Origin of the sequence: Streptomyces pallidus (ex Mingjun et al. 2026) (assembly GCF_051550185.1) — a bacterium.
In the GTDB taxonomy this organism is placed as follows: domain Bacteria; phylum Actinomycetota; class Actinomycetes; order Streptomycetales; family Streptomycetaceae; genus Streptomyces.
Genome location: NZ_CP196181.1, coordinates 449,190 through 464,771 on the forward strand (window position 1 = coordinate 449,190; position 15,582 = coordinate 464,771).

General features: G+C 73.7%; 10 protein-coding genes. 9 read left to right on the top strand and 1 reads right to left on the bottom strand.

Annotated features, from left to right (window positions below):
* On the bottom strand, positions 1–1,062 hold the full coding sequence (locus ACSHWO_RS02275) for an NAD-dependent epimerase/dehydratase family protein (RefSeq protein ID WP_385839616.1): 1,062 nt from the start codon (positions 1,060–1,062) through the stop codon (positions 1–3).
* Between the two features lie 100 nt (positions 1,063–1,162).
* Between ACSHWO_RS02275 and ACSHWO_RS02280 the strand changes: the two genes are divergently transcribed.
* From ACSHWO_RS02280 to sbnA, 9 genes are all read left to right on the top strand, one after another.
* A complete protein-coding gene (locus ACSHWO_RS02280; RefSeq protein ID WP_438309829.1) occupies positions 1,163–1,432 on the top strand; it encodes a hypothetical protein in 270 nt (89 codons plus the stop codon).
* A 335-nt stretch (positions 1,433–1,767) separates the two neighbouring features.
* Positions 1,768–2,253, top strand: a complete 486-nt coding sequence (locus tag ACSHWO_RS02285) for a lamin tail domain-containing protein (protein WP_385839606.1) — start codon at positions 1,768–1,770, stop codon at positions 2,251–2,253.
* A 202-nt stretch (positions 2,254–2,455) separates the two neighbouring features.
* Complete coding sequence (locus ACSHWO_RS02290; protein WP_438309830.1) at positions 2,456–4,585, top strand: DUF4139 domain-containing protein; 2,130 nt, start codon at positions 2,456–2,458, stop codon at positions 4,583–4,585.
* 8 nt (positions 4,586–4,593) lie between these two features.
* The gene (locus tag ACSHWO_RS02295) at positions 4,594–6,156 is read left to right on the top strand and encodes a mucoidy inhibitor MuiA family protein (protein ID WP_438309831.1); all 1,563 of its coding nucleotides are present in this window, start codon (positions 4,594–4,596) and stop codon (positions 6,154–6,156) included.
* Positions 6,157–7,002: 846 nt separating this feature from the next.
* The gene (locus tag ACSHWO_RS02300; protein WP_438309832.1) at positions 7,003–9,603 is read left to right on the top strand and encodes a Pls/PosA family non-ribosomal peptide synthetase; all 2,601 of its coding nucleotides are present in this window, start codon (positions 7,003–7,005) and stop codon (positions 9,601–9,603) included.
* A 5-nt stretch (positions 9,604–9,608) separates the two neighbouring features.
* Positions 9,609–12,245, top strand: coding sequence for a non-ribosomal peptide synthetase (locus ACSHWO_RS02305; protein ID WP_438309833.1), 2,637 nt, complete (start codon positions 9,609–9,611; stop codon positions 12,243–12,245).
* Complete coding sequence (locus ACSHWO_RS02310) at positions 12,242–13,309, top strand: TauD/TfdA family dioxygenase (RefSeq protein ID WP_438309834.1); 1,068 nt, start codon at positions 12,242–12,244, stop codon at positions 13,307–13,309. The genes ACSHWO_RS02305 and ACSHWO_RS02310 overlap by 4 nt, the downstream gene beginning before the upstream one ends.
* Positions 13,306–14,340: a 2,3-diaminopropionate biosynthesis protein SbnB gene (sbnB, locus tag ACSHWO_RS02315; protein ID WP_438309835.1), complete on the top strand. Its 1,035-nt coding sequence runs from the start codon at positions 13,306–13,308 to the stop codon at positions 14,338–14,340. The genes ACSHWO_RS02310 and sbnB overlap by 4 nt, the downstream gene beginning before the upstream one ends.
* 11 nt (positions 14,341–14,351) lie before the next feature.
* On the top strand, positions 14,352–15,446 hold the full coding sequence (sbnA, locus tag ACSHWO_RS02320) for a 2,3-diaminopropionate biosynthesis protein SbnA (protein ID WP_438309836.1): 1,095 nt from the start codon (positions 14,352–14,354) through the stop codon (positions 15,444–15,446).
* Positions 15,447–15,582 lie beyond the last annotated feature (136 nt).

Sequence of the window (15,582 nt, forward strand, 5' to 3'; positions counted from 1 at the left end):
CTACGCCGGGGCCGCCGGAGCCCGCTGCGGTGCCCGCGCGAACTCGGCCATGCCCGCGGCGAAGCCGACCTCCGGGCGCCAGCCCAGCTCGCGGCGCAGCCGGGACGAGTCGGCGGTGACGTGCCGTACGTCGCCGAGCCGGAACTCGCCCGTCACCACCGGCTCCGGGCCTCCGTGGGCCGCCGCGAGGGCCGCCGCCATCTCGCCCACGGTGTGCGGGTCGCCGCTCCCCACGTTGTACGCGGTGTGGCTGCCCGCGAGCATCCCCGGCAGGGCGGCCAGGGCGGCGGCGTTCGCCCCGGCCACGTCCCGCACGTGGACGAAGTCCCGGCGCTGGCCGCCGTCCTCGAACACCCGCGGTGCCTCGCCCCGGGCGAGCGCGGACCGGAAGAACGACGCCACCCCGGCGTACGGGGTGTCGCGCGGCATCCCGGGGCCGTACACGTTGTGGTAGCGCAGCGACACCGCCCGCCCGCCGGTGGCCCGTGCCCACGCGGTGGCCAGGTGCTCCTGCGCCAGCTTGGTCGCCGCGTAGACGTTGCGCGGGTCGGTGGCGGCGTCCTCGCCGACCAGGCCGGGCACGAGGTCCGCCGCGCACCGCGGGCAGCGCGGTTCGAACCGGCCCGCCTCCAGGTCCGCGGCCGCCCGGGGGCCCGGCCGGACCGGCCCGTGGACCGGGCACTCGTACCGCCCCTCGCCGTACACCGTCATCGACCCCGCCTGCACCAGGAGTCGTACGCCGGCTCCGGCCATGGCGGCCAGCAGCACCGCCGTGCCCAGGTCGTTGCAGGACACGTAGGCGGGCGCGTCCGCGAAGTCCTTGCCCAGGCCCACCATCGCCGCCTGGTGGCACACGGCGTCCACGCCGCGCAGGACGCCGCGCACGGCGTCCGCGTCCCGGACGTCGCCCCGCACGAACTCGGCTTCCGGCAGGTCCGGGGCGGTGGGATGGGCGGCGGGCAGCAGCGCGTCGAACACCACCGGGTCGTGGCCACCGGCCGCCAGCGCGGCCACCGCGTGCGCCCCGATGAAACCGGCTCCTCCTGTGACGAGTACTCGCATGTCGGAGACGCTACGGAGTCGGCGGCGGTGGTGGTCGTACCCGCACCGGGCCGTAAGGCTTCCGTCATCGTTCGGCTGGAAGCCCGTCGGAGGAGGCACCGTGGAACTGGAACCGGCTCTGCTCACCGCCGTCTTCGTCCTGGCGGTCCTGGTCGTCCGCATCGCGGTCGGTGAACTCCGGGAGCCCGGACGGGGCAGGGCGGACTGGGAGTTCCTCAAGGACCGGCAGGCGCTCGTGGCCGGGGCGGCCGTAGCCCTGGTGTCCTGCGTCCTCGGCTGGTGGTACGCCGCGGGCCAGGGGCTGGTGTGGGGGGCCTTGGCCGGAGTCCTGGTCGCGTACGTCACCGGGGCCCGCGGCCGCAGCGGCTGAACCGGGGAGGGCTGTTACACGACGCTGAACCCGTTCGGCCCAAGGGCGAAGGGCGGGGCCGGCTTCGGACTCGCGCCGCCGGGACGCCCCGTCCGCAGACCTCCCACGGGCGCGCGCCGGACGGCCTCCCTCCGGGCGTCAACGCGGCCTTGACCCTTGCCCGGTACACGGGAGGGTTACGGACATATCCGGATTGAGCAACACGGGCCGAATGAGCCGCACTCGGGGGGCTTCGGGCGTCAGAGTGTGCCTGCCCGGCAGGACGCCGGGAACCGTTCGGAGGCTGCCCGGCCGCACCAGGCCGGGTCGTAGCGTCTCTTGGAGGAGTCATCTTCATGTCTGCTTCTCTCGTCGCCCGCCGTGCCCTCGCCGCGCTCCTGACCGCCGGCACCCTGATCGGCGCGGCGGCCGTACCGGCCGCCGCCGACGACCACCGGCGCGGTCACCGCAGCGCCGCCCCGTCCTCGGTCGTCATCGACGGTGTCCAGCACGGCGGTCGCGGCGTCAGCGACCGCTCCGGCCGTGCCCTGAACCGGGAATGGGTCGAGCTGAAGAACACCGGCCGCCACAGCCTCGACCTGCGCGGCTACACGCTCACCGACCGGGACGGCAACCGCTACCGCTTCGGCGACTTCCGCCTGGACGGCCGCTCCAGCGTCAAGGTCCACACCGGCCAGGGCCGCGACACCCACCAGGACGTCTACTGGAACCGCCGCCACCAGGTCTGGGACGAGCGCGACACCGTCACCCTCCGCGACAACCGCGGCAACGTCGTCGACACCGAGTCCTGGGGCAACCGCGGTAGCCGGCGCCACGGCTGATCCGCACCGCCCGCCGCACCGCCCGCCACACCGGCAGTCACACCCGCGGCACCGGTGAACCGCCGCACCCACCCACCGCAACCGCGCCCGCCCGGAGTCCCGGGCGGGCGCGGGCGCGGTCGGACCGCGACGCGAGGGGGTTTCCCGCGCGGGCGTAAGCTTCGGTCAGCACGGAAGCGGAACGTGGGGGGCGGCGAGGAAGATGACGGCTGGGGCAGAGCAGAGGTGGGGGTCCACCCTCGATTCCGTCGTGGTGTACGCACAGGGCGCCCTCTGCCGTCGGCAGGCCCGGGGCCCCGTGCCGCCGGACGGCCGGCTGCGGGTGACGGGACTGCCGCGCTCGCTCGACCCGGGGTCCCTGCGGGCCCGTGTCCTGCACCCCTCCGGTGTGCGCGTCACGGAGGCCCGGGTGGAGGTCGAGGCCCAGCCCCTCGACACCGGCACGCGCGACGAGTTGCGGCGCGAGGTCGAGCGGCTGCGTGACGAGTACGCGGCCGCGCGGGGCCGCCGGGACCGCCAGCTGGGCCTGATCGAGGAGGTCAGGGGGCTGCATCCGGTGCCGCCGGCCCGCAGGCGCGATGACCCGCACCGCACTGCCCCGGTCGACGCCTGGCTGGAGCTCGCCGACTTCGTCGACGAGCGGCTGACGGCCCTGCACACCCGTCTCGTCGAGCTGGAGGAGGCCCTGCTCCGCGTCGCGCACGAGCTCGACGTCGCCGCGGACCGGCTCGACCGGGCCTCCACGGACGTTCCGTCGGCGCACGTGGAGAGCACCGTCTGCGCCGTACTGGGCCTCGACGGCTGCGCGGAGGCCGGGCAGGAACTGCGGTTGGAGCTGGAGTACGGGGTGCCGGGCGCCGTGTGGGTGCCTGCGTACCGTCTCACCCACCGTCAGGGCGACGGCACCGGCCGTCTGGTGCTGCGCGCCTCCGTCGCCCAGCGCACCGGCGAGGACTGGAACGGCGTACGCATCGCCCTGGCCACCGCCGACCTGCGGCGCCGCACCGACCTGCCGAGGCTGCGCTCGATCCGGATCGGCCGCCGGCAGCCCGCCCCGGCGCCGTCCGGTTGGCGCGAGCCGCCGGCCGGGCTCGCCGACCTGTTCGCCGGGTACGAGGCCGTGGGCCCCCGCCCGGCTCAGGCCGCCGCCGCACCCGTCACCGGCGGGGCCGCCCCCGCGCCCCGGGCTGCCGCGGGCGCCGCGCCCGGTCCCGTTCCGCCGCCGCTCGCGCCTCCGCCGCCTCCTCCGCCGGCGCCGCGGGGCTACGGCGCGCCGCCCGCCGGGTTCGCGGGACCCGACGGGGAAACGCCCGACTTCGCCCTGCCCAGGGCGTTGCAGCCGTCCGGCCGGCCGCGGGGCGGAGGCGGGTTCGGCATGGTTCCGGCACCCGCGGCACCCGCGGCCCCCGGTGGCCCCATGGCACCCGCGGCTCCCGGACGGGCTGCGCCGACGCCGGCAGCGCCTGCCGGTCCGCCGCAGCCGAGCGATACCGAACTCGACTACGCCGCCCTCGTCCTGAGCGGCCCCGACGAACACGGCGGTCGCCGGGGCAGGTTGTTCCCGGGCGCTCCCGCGGACCCGGCGGCGGGCGAGCACCGCCGCCGTGCCGAAACGGTGGCCGGGCTGCCGCTGCCCGGACACGCCGTGCGTCCCCGCGAGTCGGCGGGTTCCTTCGACCACCGCTACGACGCCGCAGCGCCCGCCGACATTCCGTCGGACGGCACCTGGCACACCGTCACCGTCGCCGAGATCCCGGTCGGGCTGCACACCGAGTACCTGTGCGTGCCGTCCGTGGAGCAGACCGTGTACGCGACCCTGGTGCTCTCGAACGCCACCGACCAGGCGCTGCTGGCCGGCCCCGTCGAGGTCACCGTCGACGACGACTACCTGCTGACCGCGGCACTGCCCACGCTCGCCCCCGGAGGGGTGTGCAGGGTGGGGCTCGGGGCGGCCGAGGGCGTGCGGGTCGTCCGGCGGACGAACCTGCACGAGTCCACCGCGGGCCTGCGCAACAACATCACCGTCCTCGACCACCGCGTCCACGTCGAGCTGGCCAACCGGCTCGCGAAGCCCGTCACGGTCGAGGTCCGCGAGCGCGTGCCGGTCACCACCGAACCCGACGTCCGGATCGAGGAGCGGGCGGACTGGACCGCGCCCGACCTGGGAAACGGCACTGGTGCCGACACCGGCACCGGCCACGAACAGCATGCCCCGGGCACCCGCGTCTGGCGGGTGGACCTGCCCGCCGGCGGCACGACCGCCCTCGACGGCGGCTACGAGATCCGCATCCCGGCCGGCAAGGCCCTGGTCGGCGGCAACCGCAGGAGCTGACACACGCCATGTCCACGGCACCGAAGCCGATAGCCCTCCCCGTCACCGCCGTCACCTGCCTGGAGGACCGCGCCCATGTCGAGCGCGCCGTGACGCTCGACCTGGCGGCCGGGGTCCAGCGCCTGCGTCTGGGCCCGGTCAGTGCACTGGCCGTCGACCGCACCCTTCATGCCGAACTGACCGCCGATCACGCCACGACCGTGCTCGACGCCCGGATCGTCCGCACCTGGACGCCGCGCGGGCCACTGCCGTCCGCCGACGAGGACTCCGCCCTGCGCCGACGCGTGCGCGCCCTCGAAGAGGAGCGGGTCGCCCTGGAACAGCACCGCGACCGCCTGCACACCCGCCTCGACCTGCTCGGCCGCCTCGCCGCCGACCTCCTGCGGGAGATCCGCGAGGGCGCCGGCTCCGGGGAGGCCGATGCGCCGCGTTGGGCTCGCGAACTGGACCGGGTGGACGCCGAGCGCGACGCGCACGGCGAGCAACTCCGCGCCGCGCAGGCCCGGCTCACCGCCCTCGGCGCCGAACTGGGCGAGGTCGAGCGGGCCATGGCCCTCGCCGGGGAGGAACCCGCCGAGCTGGTCGGCCACATCGAGCTGACCGTGGAGTCCGCGGTCGCCGGGCCGGCCGGGCTGCGTCTGAGCCATCTCACCGCGTGTGCGCTGTGGCGGCCGGCCTACCGGGCCGTGCTCGACGGCGACTCGCTGACGCTGGAGAGCGACGCCGTCGTCTGGCAGCGCACCGGCGAGGACTGGACGGACGTACGCCTGACGTTGTCGACGGCACGGTCGGCGCTGGCCACCGATCCCCCGCGACTGGTCGAGGACCGGCTGACGCTCAAGGACCGCACCGCCGCGGAGCGCCGCACGGTCGACGTCGAGCTGCGCGAGGAGGAGACAGGGGACCTCGGCCCGGCCCCCGTGCTCGGCCTGCCGGGGGTGGACGACGGCGGCGAGACGCGCGTGCTGAGCGCCCCCGCTCCGGTCTCCGTGCCTTCCGACGGCCGTGCCCACCGGGTCCCGCTCTCCTCCTTCACCACGGCCGCGACCAGCGAGTACGCCTGCTCGCCCGAGTTGTCCCCGCTGGTCACCCAAGTGGTGCGGTTCGGCAACCGGTCCGGGCACGCGCTGCTCGCCGGGCCCGTGGACCTGGTGCGCGGCAGCGGGTTCAGCGGCCGCGGCAGCCTGGACTTCACCACACCCGGCGCCACCGTCGAGCTCGCCTTCGGCAGCTGCGACGACCTCCGGGTGGTCCGGCGTGCGGAGGAATCCCGCGATTCCGTCGGCATCACGCAGCGGACGGTCGTCACCCGCACCGTCCGGCTCCACGTGTCCCGTTTCTCCGCCCCCGGGGAACACGGCGAACGGACCGTCGCCCTCCGGGAGCGGATCCCGGTCTCCGAGGTCTCGGCGGTGGAGGTGCGCGTGCGCAAGGAGTCCTGCTCCCCTGCGCCCGAAGCAGTCGACGCCGAAGGGATAGCCCGCTGGGACATCGCCCTCCCGCCCGGTGGCCGCCGCACCGTCACCCTGGTCTACGAACTGTCGGCGAGCGCCAAGGTCGCCGGGCTCTGAACCCGGCGGGAACCCGCCCGTCGAGCTGCCCACGCCGCCCATGACGTGGGCGGCTTGTCGACCCAACCCCCCACCGTTCCCCGTGGTTCGGGATACCGGGTACGGGACGGGGCCGGCTCCCCCGGCCCCGCGGCCGACCACCACGCCACCGCGGCCGCCGCTTCGCACGTACCTGCGCCGGCGGAACGGGCACGTCCGCCCGAGGGAGCGTGGGCGGGTCCGTACCGAGAAGGGCATCCGCCGGGGCGGACCCCCCGGATCGCGGGACGGTTCCCGGGTCGGCGGAACCGGTCCGCACCACCGCCGCGCGGTCCGGCCGGGGCGGCAACGGGCCCGTGAGCGACCGGGAAGGGCGCCGCCCCCGAGGCCGGAGAGCGTGCCCTGCATAGGGATTCGCTCACTCGGATGGGCGATCGCCGCAGGCCGATCGCTCCGACCCGTCCGGCAGCCGGACACCATCACCGCGCCCGCCCCGCCCTCGGCCCGGCGATCAACGAACTCGGCTGCGGAACGGCCGGGTTGAACGCCCGGAGAGACCGGAACCGCAGCCGTGCGCGGAGCGTTCCGCGCCACCACGCAGGGCTCCCGACCGCGCCACCGTTTCGCCGCCAAATCCGGGGCGCAGCACGGCATAAGCCCAGGTGAGCGGGTACCCGCAGGAGGCCGCGGCCCTGCCCGCCCACCGGTTGCCGAACACCGTCACGGCTTCGCATGGTGTGAACACGGCCACGGATCGCGTCCAAAGCATGTGCCTTGACACGAAAAATTCTGTTTGCTGGGTTTAGGTGGCTATTTTTCCGTTTTGCTTCGAACATGGGTTGTGAGACGATCTTCAGGGAGCGAGAGATGACGGGAAAGCAGGTCAGCGAAGTGCCCCCTCCGGCGGAGGCGCTCTCAGCCGAAGCGGGCGGGCCGACCAGTCCCTTCACGAACGTCGAAGAGGCGTTCGCCCGGTTGCTCGCCGACGTCACCCACGTGCACCCCGTGTCCGTGGACGCAGACTTCTTCGCCGACCTGGGGGCCGATTCCCTGGTCATGGCGCACTTCTGCGCCCTGGTGAGGAAGCACCCCGAACTGCCGTCGGTCTCCATGAAGGACGTCTACCGGAACCCCACGATCAGCGGCCTGGTGACAGCAGTCGCACCGGCGGAAGCCACCCCCTCCGACGCCTTGCCGGTCGCATCCGGCACGGCCGGCATAGCCGACGCGGCGGGCACCGTCGGCATACGCGACGCGCCCGCCGCCACGATCGGCCCGATCGGGGCCCCTCCCCCGACCGTGCGCGGCACACCCCACTTCCACCTCTGCGGCGCACTCCAGCTCATGGTGTTCCTCGCCTACTCCGGCTTCCTGGCCTACGCGGCGGTCTGGGGCTACGTGTGGATAGCCGCCGGTGACGGCGTGGTCAGCGAGTACACACGCGCGGTCGTGGCCGGCGGGGTGGCCTTCCTCTTCCTCTGCACCTTCCCGGTCCTCGTGAAGTGGACCCTCGTCGGCAGGTGGAAGCCCGTCCGGCTCCGCGTCTGGAGCCTCGCCTACTTCCGCTTCTGGATCGTGCGGACACTCGTCCGGGCCAACCCGCTGGTGCTCTTCGTCGGCTCGCCGCTGTACGTCCTCTACCTCAGGGCCCTCGGCGCGCGGATAGGGCGTGGAGTCACCGTCTTCTCCCGGATCGCGCCGGTGTGTACGGACCTGCTCACCATCGGCGACGGATCCGTGATCCGCAAGGACGTCCACTTCAGCTGCTACCGGGCCCGGGACGGCCTGATCGAGACCGGCCCGGTCACCCTGGGCAAGGACGCGGTGGTCGGTGAAGCCTCCGTCCTCGACATCGGGACGTCGCTCGGGGACCGCGCCCAGCTCGGTCACGCGTCCTCGCTCCACGCCGGGCAGGCGGTGCCGTCGGACGAGCGCTGGCACGGATCGCCCGCCGTTCCCACGGACACCGACTTCCGGGCGGTGGCCCCGGCCCGGTGCGGCACGCTCCGAAGGGCCCTGCACGGCCTCCTGCAGATCCTGACCGCACTGCTGGTCTACCTTCCGGCCATCGCCGGCGGCGCGTGGCTCATCGTGGACAACGTCCCCCAGCTCGCCTCCGCCCTGCAGCCCGGCCCGACGGCCCTGGCGACCTGGCAGTTCTACGTCGAGGCCCTGGTGGCGTCCGCGCTGCTGTTCTTCGGCGGGCTGGCCCTCGCCCTCCTCATGGTCGCCACCGTGCCGCGCCTGCTGGGCCGGGCGCTCACCCCGGACCGCGTCTACCCCCTGTACGGAATCCACTACGGTGTGTACCGGGCGATCACGCTGCTGAGCAACCGGCGCGCACTGACGCGGCTGTTCGGTGACAGCTCGGCGATCGTCCACTACCTGGGGCGCATCGGCTACGACCTCTCCCCCTTCGAGCAGACCGGCTCGAACTTCGGCACGGAGGTGCGGCACGAGACGCCGCACCTGGCGACCGTGGGACGCGGAACCATGGTCGCCGACGGGTTGTCGATCAACAACGCCGACTTCTCGAACACGTCCTTCCGGGTGTCCCGGGTCTCGATCGGCGCGCACAACTTCCTCGGCAACCGGATCTCCTACCCCTCCCGGGGCAGGACCGGCGACAACTGCCTGCTCGCGACCAAGGTCATGGTGCCGGTCGACGGCGAGCTCCGGGAAGGGGTGGGGCTGCTGGGCTCGCCCAGCTTCGAGATCCCCCGGTCGGTCCGCAGGGACGGCGACCTCGCCGGGCCGGACGGGCCCGAGACCGCCCGCCGGCTCCTGCCCGCCAAGAACCGGCACAACGTGGCCACGATGGGCCAATACCTGGCCGTTCGCTGGTTCCAGTTCTTCGCGGTCTCACTGATCTTCGCGGTCGGTGCCGAGGCCTACGACGAGCTCGGCGGCGCGGCGGTCGTCCTCGCCAACTACGCCGCCATCCTGTTCAGCGTCGCCTACGTCGTCCTCACCGAGCGCGTGGTCACGGCCCTGAACCGGCCCGGCCCGCTGTTCTGCTCGATCTACGACCGGCGGTTCTGGCAGCGGGAGCGCTACTGGAAGGTCCCTTCGGAGGCGTACGTCCGCCTGTTCAACGGCACCCCGTTCAAGCCACTGCTGTGGCGGATGCTGGGGGTCCGGATCGGCCGCCGGGTCTTCGACGACGGGTGCTTCCTGCCGGAACGGCCCATGGTCACGATCGGCGACGAGTGCACCCTGAACGCTGCATGCGCCATCCAGTGCCACTCGCAGGAGGACGGCGCCTTCAAATCGGACCGGAGCGTGATCGGTGCCCGCTGCACGGTCGGGACCAACGCCCTCGTGCACTACGGCGTGACCGTCGCGGACGGCGTGGAGCTCGCGCCCGACTCCTTCCTCATGAAGGGCGAGAGCGTCCCCCAGGGGGAGGTCTGGGGCGGAAACCCGGCCCGGAACCTGAACCTGCCCGACACGGACCCTCGGAGGTGAAAGTGATGACCACTACAGCGCACACCGCACCGCACGCCGACACCCCCTCCGCGGGTACCGTCCTGCCCCGCTGGACCCGGACGCCCGTCAACGGAACGGCGCAGTACCGCACCGCGATCCCCGCAGCGCTCGCCACCGCACTCGACCGGCTCGCGGGCGAGCTCGGCACCTCGCTCCCGACGGTGGTCCTGGCCGCCCACTTCAAGGTCCTCGGTGCCCTCTCCGGCGAGGACGCGATCCCCGGCGGCCACGTCGCCGACGTCGACGGCGCCGCGCGGCCCTGCCGCCCCGCAACGCCCACTCCCGGCTCGTGGCGGGAGCTCGTACGGGACACGCACGCCGCGGCCGCTCCCCCGGCCCCCGGCGCCCCTGCCCCCGGCACCCCCGCCCCCGCCCCCGGCACCGCGGCCCCGCCCGGGCCCGCCTCCGCGCCCCGGCCCGAGATCGTCTTCGACCCGTACGGCGGCGCCCGCCCCGACCCCGGCACCCCGCTCCACGTGGCCCTGACCGGCGGCGACGACGGCCGGCACCTGCTGGAGCTGCACTACCGCACCGACCTGATCGACGCCGACTGCGCCGCCAGGATCGCCGGCTACCACCTCACCGCACTACGGCACATCGCAGCCGACCCCGACGCCGCACCCGGACCCCAGAGCCTGCTCGGCCCCGCCGAACTCCACCACCAGCTCGAAGAGCTCGGCGGAGCGGCCCGCAGGCTCCCGGACCTCCGCGCCCACGAGGTGTTCGAGCAGCAGGCGGCCGCCCACCCCGACCGGATCGCCGCCGTCCACGGCGACCTGCAGTGGACCTACGCCGAGCTCAACGCCCGCGCCAACCGGCTCGCCCACGCCCTCCTGGCCCACGGACTGCGCCGCGAGGACGTCGTCGCCGTGGTGTCCGAACGCAACCTGGGCTGGCTCGCGGCCGTCCTCGCCGTCCTCAAGGCCGGCGGTGCGTACCTGCCGGTCGAACCGCACTTCCCGGCCGACCGCATCGCCACCATGCTCACCCGCGCCGAATGCCGCTTCGCCCTCACGGAGAACGGCAGCGCCGCCGGCCTCAGCCGGGCCCTGGACGCCCTGCCCGAGATGCGGGTCTTCACCCTCCCCGCGCCCCAGGAGGGTCCGCACGACCCGTACGCCTCCTACTCCCCACACGACCCCGGCGTGCGCGTCCAGCCGCAGTCCCTCGCCTACATCTTCTTCACGTCCGGCTCCACCGGAGAGCCCAAGGGCGCGATGTGCGAACACGCCGGACTGCTCAACCACCTCTACGCCAAGATCGACGACCTCGGCATCGGCGAGGCGGACACCGTCGCCCAGACCGCACCCCAGTGCTTCGACATCTCCCTCTGGCAGCTGCTGTCCGGCCTGCTCACCGGCGGCCGGACCCTGATCGTCGGCCAGCAGGACATCCTCGATCCCGGGCGCTTCCTCGACACCGTCTCCGACGGCCGGGTCAGCGTCCTGCAGGTGGTGCCCTCGTACCTCGAAACGCTGCTGTCCCTCCTGGAACGGCACCCCCGCGCCCTCCCGGACCTGCGCTGCGTGTCGGTCACGGGCGAGGCGGTCAAGAAGCAGCTCGTCGAGCGCTGGTTCGCGGCCGAACCGGGGATCACGCTCGTCAACGCGTACGGCCTCACCGAAACCTCGGACGACACCAACCACCAGGTCATGGACCGGGTGCCCGACGCCGCGCGCATCCCGCTCGGCCGCCCCGTCAACAACGTCCGCCTGTACGTGGTGGACCGCCGCCTCAACCCCGTCCCGCTCGGCGCACCCGGCGAGATCGTGCTGTCCGGGATCTGCGTGGGCCGCGGGTACGTCAACGACCCCGAACGCACCCGGCTCGCCTTCGGGCCGGACCCGCACCACCGGGGCAGCCGCCTGTACCGCAGCGGCGACTACGGCCGCTGGCTGCCGGACGGGACCGTCGAGTACCTCGGCCGACGGGACACCCAGGTCAAGATCCGCGGCTTCCGCATCGAGATCGAGGAGATCGACAACGCCCTGCTGCGCGTGCCGGGCGTCCGGGAGGCCGCGGTGATCGCCGCCGGTCCCCCCGGGGACGGCCGCCACCTCGCCGCCTTCTACACCGCGGCCGCGCCGTTGGAGACGCCCCTGCTGCGCGACGCGCTCAGCGGCATGCTGCCCGCGTACATGGTCCCGTCCGTCTTCCACCGGCTCGCGGCCCTGCCCCTGACCGCCAACGGGAAGACCGACACCAAGGCCCTGGCCGCCCTGACCGCACTGCCCGCCGCGGACGGCCCGCAGGGCGCGGCCGCCGACCGCCGGCAGCCCCCGGAGACGCCTGCCGAACGCCGGGTCGCAGCGGCCTGGGCCGCGGCCCTGGGGCTCCCCGAGGGGCGGATCGACCGGCAGGACCGGTTCTTCGACCTGGGCGGTACCTCACTGACCGCCCTCAGGGTCGCGGTCGCCCTCGACCGCGCGGTCACCCTCCGGGACCTGGCGGACTGCCCGGCCCTCGCCGACCTCGCGCGGCTGGTCGAGGAACGCTCCGCGCCCACCCCGTCCACCTCCACCTCCACCCCCTCCACGCCCACCCCGTCCGGGCCCGCACCCGGCACCGGAACCACCAGCCCCACCCCGTCCGCCGACGAAACCGACAGGAGCCCCCGATGACCTCAGCACCCTCCGCTGCCTCCGCAGCCTCCGTCGCGATGTCCGGTACGGGCCAACAGGACACGGCGCAGCCGCGGCCGGGGCAGGGACCGGGGACGGGGCCGACGGACGGCCTGCCGCTGCTCCACGTCCCGGGCACGGCGGACACCTCGAACTGGATCGGCGAGCAGCGCGACATGCTGCGCGGCGCCCTCCTCGACCACGGCGCCGTCCTGGTCCGCGGCCTCGGCATCGCGGACCCGGCGGACGTCGACCGCGCGCTGCGGCAGCTCGGCGCGGTCCCGCTGACCGAGAGGGAGGCCTTCGCCCCCCGCGAAACCCATTCCGAAGGGGTCTACTCCTCGTCGACCTGGCCGCCGAACCAGCCCATGTGCATGCACCACGAGCTCAGCTACACCACCGAGTTCCCGTCGCTGATGCTCTTCGGCTGCATCACTGCGCCCGCCGCCGGCGGGGCCACCACCGTGGCGGACGCCTCCGTGGTGCTCGACGCGCTCCCGGCCGAGATCACCCAGCGCTTCCAGCGCGAGGGCTGGCTGCTCACCCGTACCTACGGCAACGACATCGGCGCCTCGCTGACGGACGCGTTCGGATCCGAGGACCGGGACGCCGTGGAGCGCCACTGCCGGGCCCACGCCATCGCCTTCGAATGGCTCCCGGACGGCACCCTGCGGACCCGGCAGCGGCGCAGCGCCGTGCTGCGGCACCCGGAGACCGGCCACCGCTGCTGGTTCAACCAGATCGCGTTCCTCAACGAGTGGACACTGGCCCCCGAGATCCGCGAGTACCTCGTCGACGAGTACGGGCCGGAAGGCCTGCCCTTCAACACCCACTACGGCAACGGCGACCCGCTCGACGCGGACACCGTCCGGGTGATCAACGAGGTGTACGAGGCGCACACGGTCCGCCGCCCGTGGGAGGCCGGTGACCTGCTGCTCGTCGACAACCTCCGTACCGCCCACGCCAGAGAGGCCTTCGAGGGCGCCCGCCAGGTGGTGGTCGGTCTGGCCGACCCCCGGCGCGCAGCCGACTGCGAACCGACGATCGAGGTGACCCTGACATGACCACCGACCGACTGGTGCCGCCCTTCGCGGTGATCCCGGGCGAGCAGGTCCGACGGGCGCTGGAGGGGAACGAGAAGCACATCGTGGAGCTCGTGGAGGAGACGTACCACCTGCACGGAGCGGGCCGCAGCGTCAACCCGCCCTCGCTGTTCCTCCGCTTCCCCGACCGCCCCTCCTCGCGCATCATCGCGCTGCCCGCCTCCCTCGGCGGAGCGAACCGCGTGGACGGGCTGAAATGGGTCGCCAGCGTCCCCGAGAACACCGAGTTCGGGCTGCCCCGGGCGTCCGCCGTGCTGGTCCTCAACGATCCGGTGACCGGCTATCCGTTCGCCTGCCTCGAAAGCTCCATCATCAGCGCCACCAGGACGGCCGCCTCGGCGGTCCTGGCCGCGGACCGGCTCACCCGGGGCCGCCCCCGCCCGACCCGCGTCGGCTTCATCGGGTCGGGCCTGATCGCCCGCTACATCCACGGCTTCCTGACCGCCACGGGCTGGAACTTCGAGGCCATCGGCGTACACGACGTCAACACGCGCAACGCGGCCTCCTTCCGCACCTACCTGGAGCAGTCGGGCAGCACCAGCCTCATCGCGGTGCACGACGACCCCGAGGAGCTGATCCGCGTCAGCGACCTGGTGGTGTTCGCCACCGTCGCCTCCGAGCCCCACATCACCGACCCGAGCTGGTTCGGCCACCGTCCCGTCGTGCTGCACATCTCCCTGCGGGACCTCGCCCCGGCGGTCCTCCTCGCCTCGACCAACATCGTCGACGACGTCGAGCACTGCCTGCGCGCCGGCACCTCAGCGCAGCTGACCGAGGAGCTCACCGGCAACCACCGGTTCCTGCACGGAACGCTGGACGACGTCATCACCGGCCGGGTCTCCATACCGGCGCACCGCCCCGTGGTGTTCTCGCCCTTCGGCCTCGGGATCCTGGACCTGGCCGTCGGCAAGTACGTCTACGACACGGTCACCGCCGCGGGAGACCTGCAGACCATCGACGGCTTCTTCCACGAAGTCACCCGCTACGGCTGAGGAGACCTCACGTGCCCGTCATTTCATCTCCGTACGCCTTCAACGAGGACGACCTCTACGTCGACCTCCGACCCGTCCTCGACTCCCCGCTGTACCTGAAGTGCGAGGGGTTCAACTTCGCCGGGTCGATCAAGCTGAAGGCCGCGGCCGCGATGGTGGAGTCCGCCGAGCGAAAAGGCGTCCTGAACTCGCGGTCCGCACTGGTCGAATCCTCATCGGGAAACCTGGGCGTCGCCCTCAGCGTGATCGCGGCGAGCAAGGGCTACCGGTTCCTGTGCGTGACGGATTCCCGGTGCAACCTGGCGACCAGGCTGATGATGGAGGCGCTGGGCAGCGAGGTCCACGTCATCAACAACGCGAAGCCCTACGACAGTTTCCTGGCGGCACGCATCGCGTACGTGGAGGCGCTGTGCGCGTCCGACAGCCGTTGGGTGTGGCTCAGCCAGTACACCAATCCGGCCAACTGGCACGCGCACTACCGCAGCACGGCGCCGGCGATCGCCCGCGAGTTCCCCGAGCTGGACGTCCTGTTCGTCGGCGCCGGGACCACCGGCACCCTGATGGGCTGTGCCCGCTGGTTCCGGCACTGGCGCCGGCCGGTGCGCGTCGTCGCCGTGGACAGCGTCGGCTCGGTGTCGTTCGGCGGCCCGCCGGGACGCCGGATGATCCCCGGCCTGGGCATGGGCGTCCGCCCGCCCCTGCTCGACACGTCCTACGTGGACGAGGTCGTCCACGTCGAGGAGGCCGACACCGTCCGCACCTGCCGGGAACTCGCCCACCACGGCTTCCTCTTCGGAGGCTCGACGGGAACGGTGGTCAGCGGCGCCACGAGCTGGCTCGCCCGCCACGACGGCCCCGCCGTCACGTCGGTCGCCATAGCCCCCGACCTCGGCGAGCGCTACCTGGACACCGTCTACCACGACAACTGGGTGCGGGCCCTCTACGGCGAATCCGCCATCGGGGAGCCCTCAGCGGGGCACTCCGCGGAGCACTCCGCAGAGCCCTCGGCAGCGCCCGCGGCGGATCCCATGCCGGAGCCCTCCGCAGCGCCCTCGGCAGAGCCCGCGCCGGAGCCCTCCCCCGACCCCCGCCCGTCGAGCACCTGAGGCGGTCCCGCCACCACCTGCCGCTGCGCGCCGGCCCGCCGGGCCGGCGGGCCGGCGGGCCGGCGCGGGCCGGCCCAGCTGCCCGTGAGGAGGTCGACGACCTCGGCCGGTGAGAGCGCGGCGCCCGCCGCAGCCT

Coding starts and splice junctions, on each gene's coding strand:
- ACSHWO_RS02300 (WP_438309832.1), top strand. CDS start 7,003: ATGACGGGAAAGCAGGTCAGCGAAGTGCCCCCTCCGGCGGAGGCGCTC.
- ACSHWO_RS02295 (WP_438309831.1), top strand. CDS start 4,594: ATGTCCACGGCACCGAAGCCGATAGCCCTCCCCGTCACCGCCGTCACC.
- ACSHWO_RS02310 (WP_438309834.1), top strand. CDS start 12,242: ATGACCTCAGCACCCTCCGCTGCCTCCGCAGCCTCCGTCGCGATGTCC.
- sbnB (WP_438309835.1), top strand. CDS start 13,306: ATGACCACCGACCGACTGGTGCCGCCCTTCGCGGTGATCCCGGGCGAG.
- ACSHWO_RS02290 (WP_438309830.1), top strand. CDS start 2,456: ATGACGGCTGGGGCAGAGCAGAGGTGGGGGTCCACCCTCGATTCCGTC.
- ACSHWO_RS02275 (WP_385839616.1), bottom strand. CDS start 1,062: ATGCGAGTACTCGTCACAGGAGGAGCCGGTTTCATCGGGGCGCACGCG.
- ACSHWO_RS02305 (WP_438309833.1), top strand. CDS start 9,609: ATGACCACTACAGCGCACACCGCACCGCACGCCGACACCCCCTCCGCG.
- ACSHWO_RS02285 (WP_385839606.1), top strand. CDS start 1,768: ATGTCTGCTTCTCTCGTCGCCCGCCGTGCCCTCGCCGCGCTCCTGACC.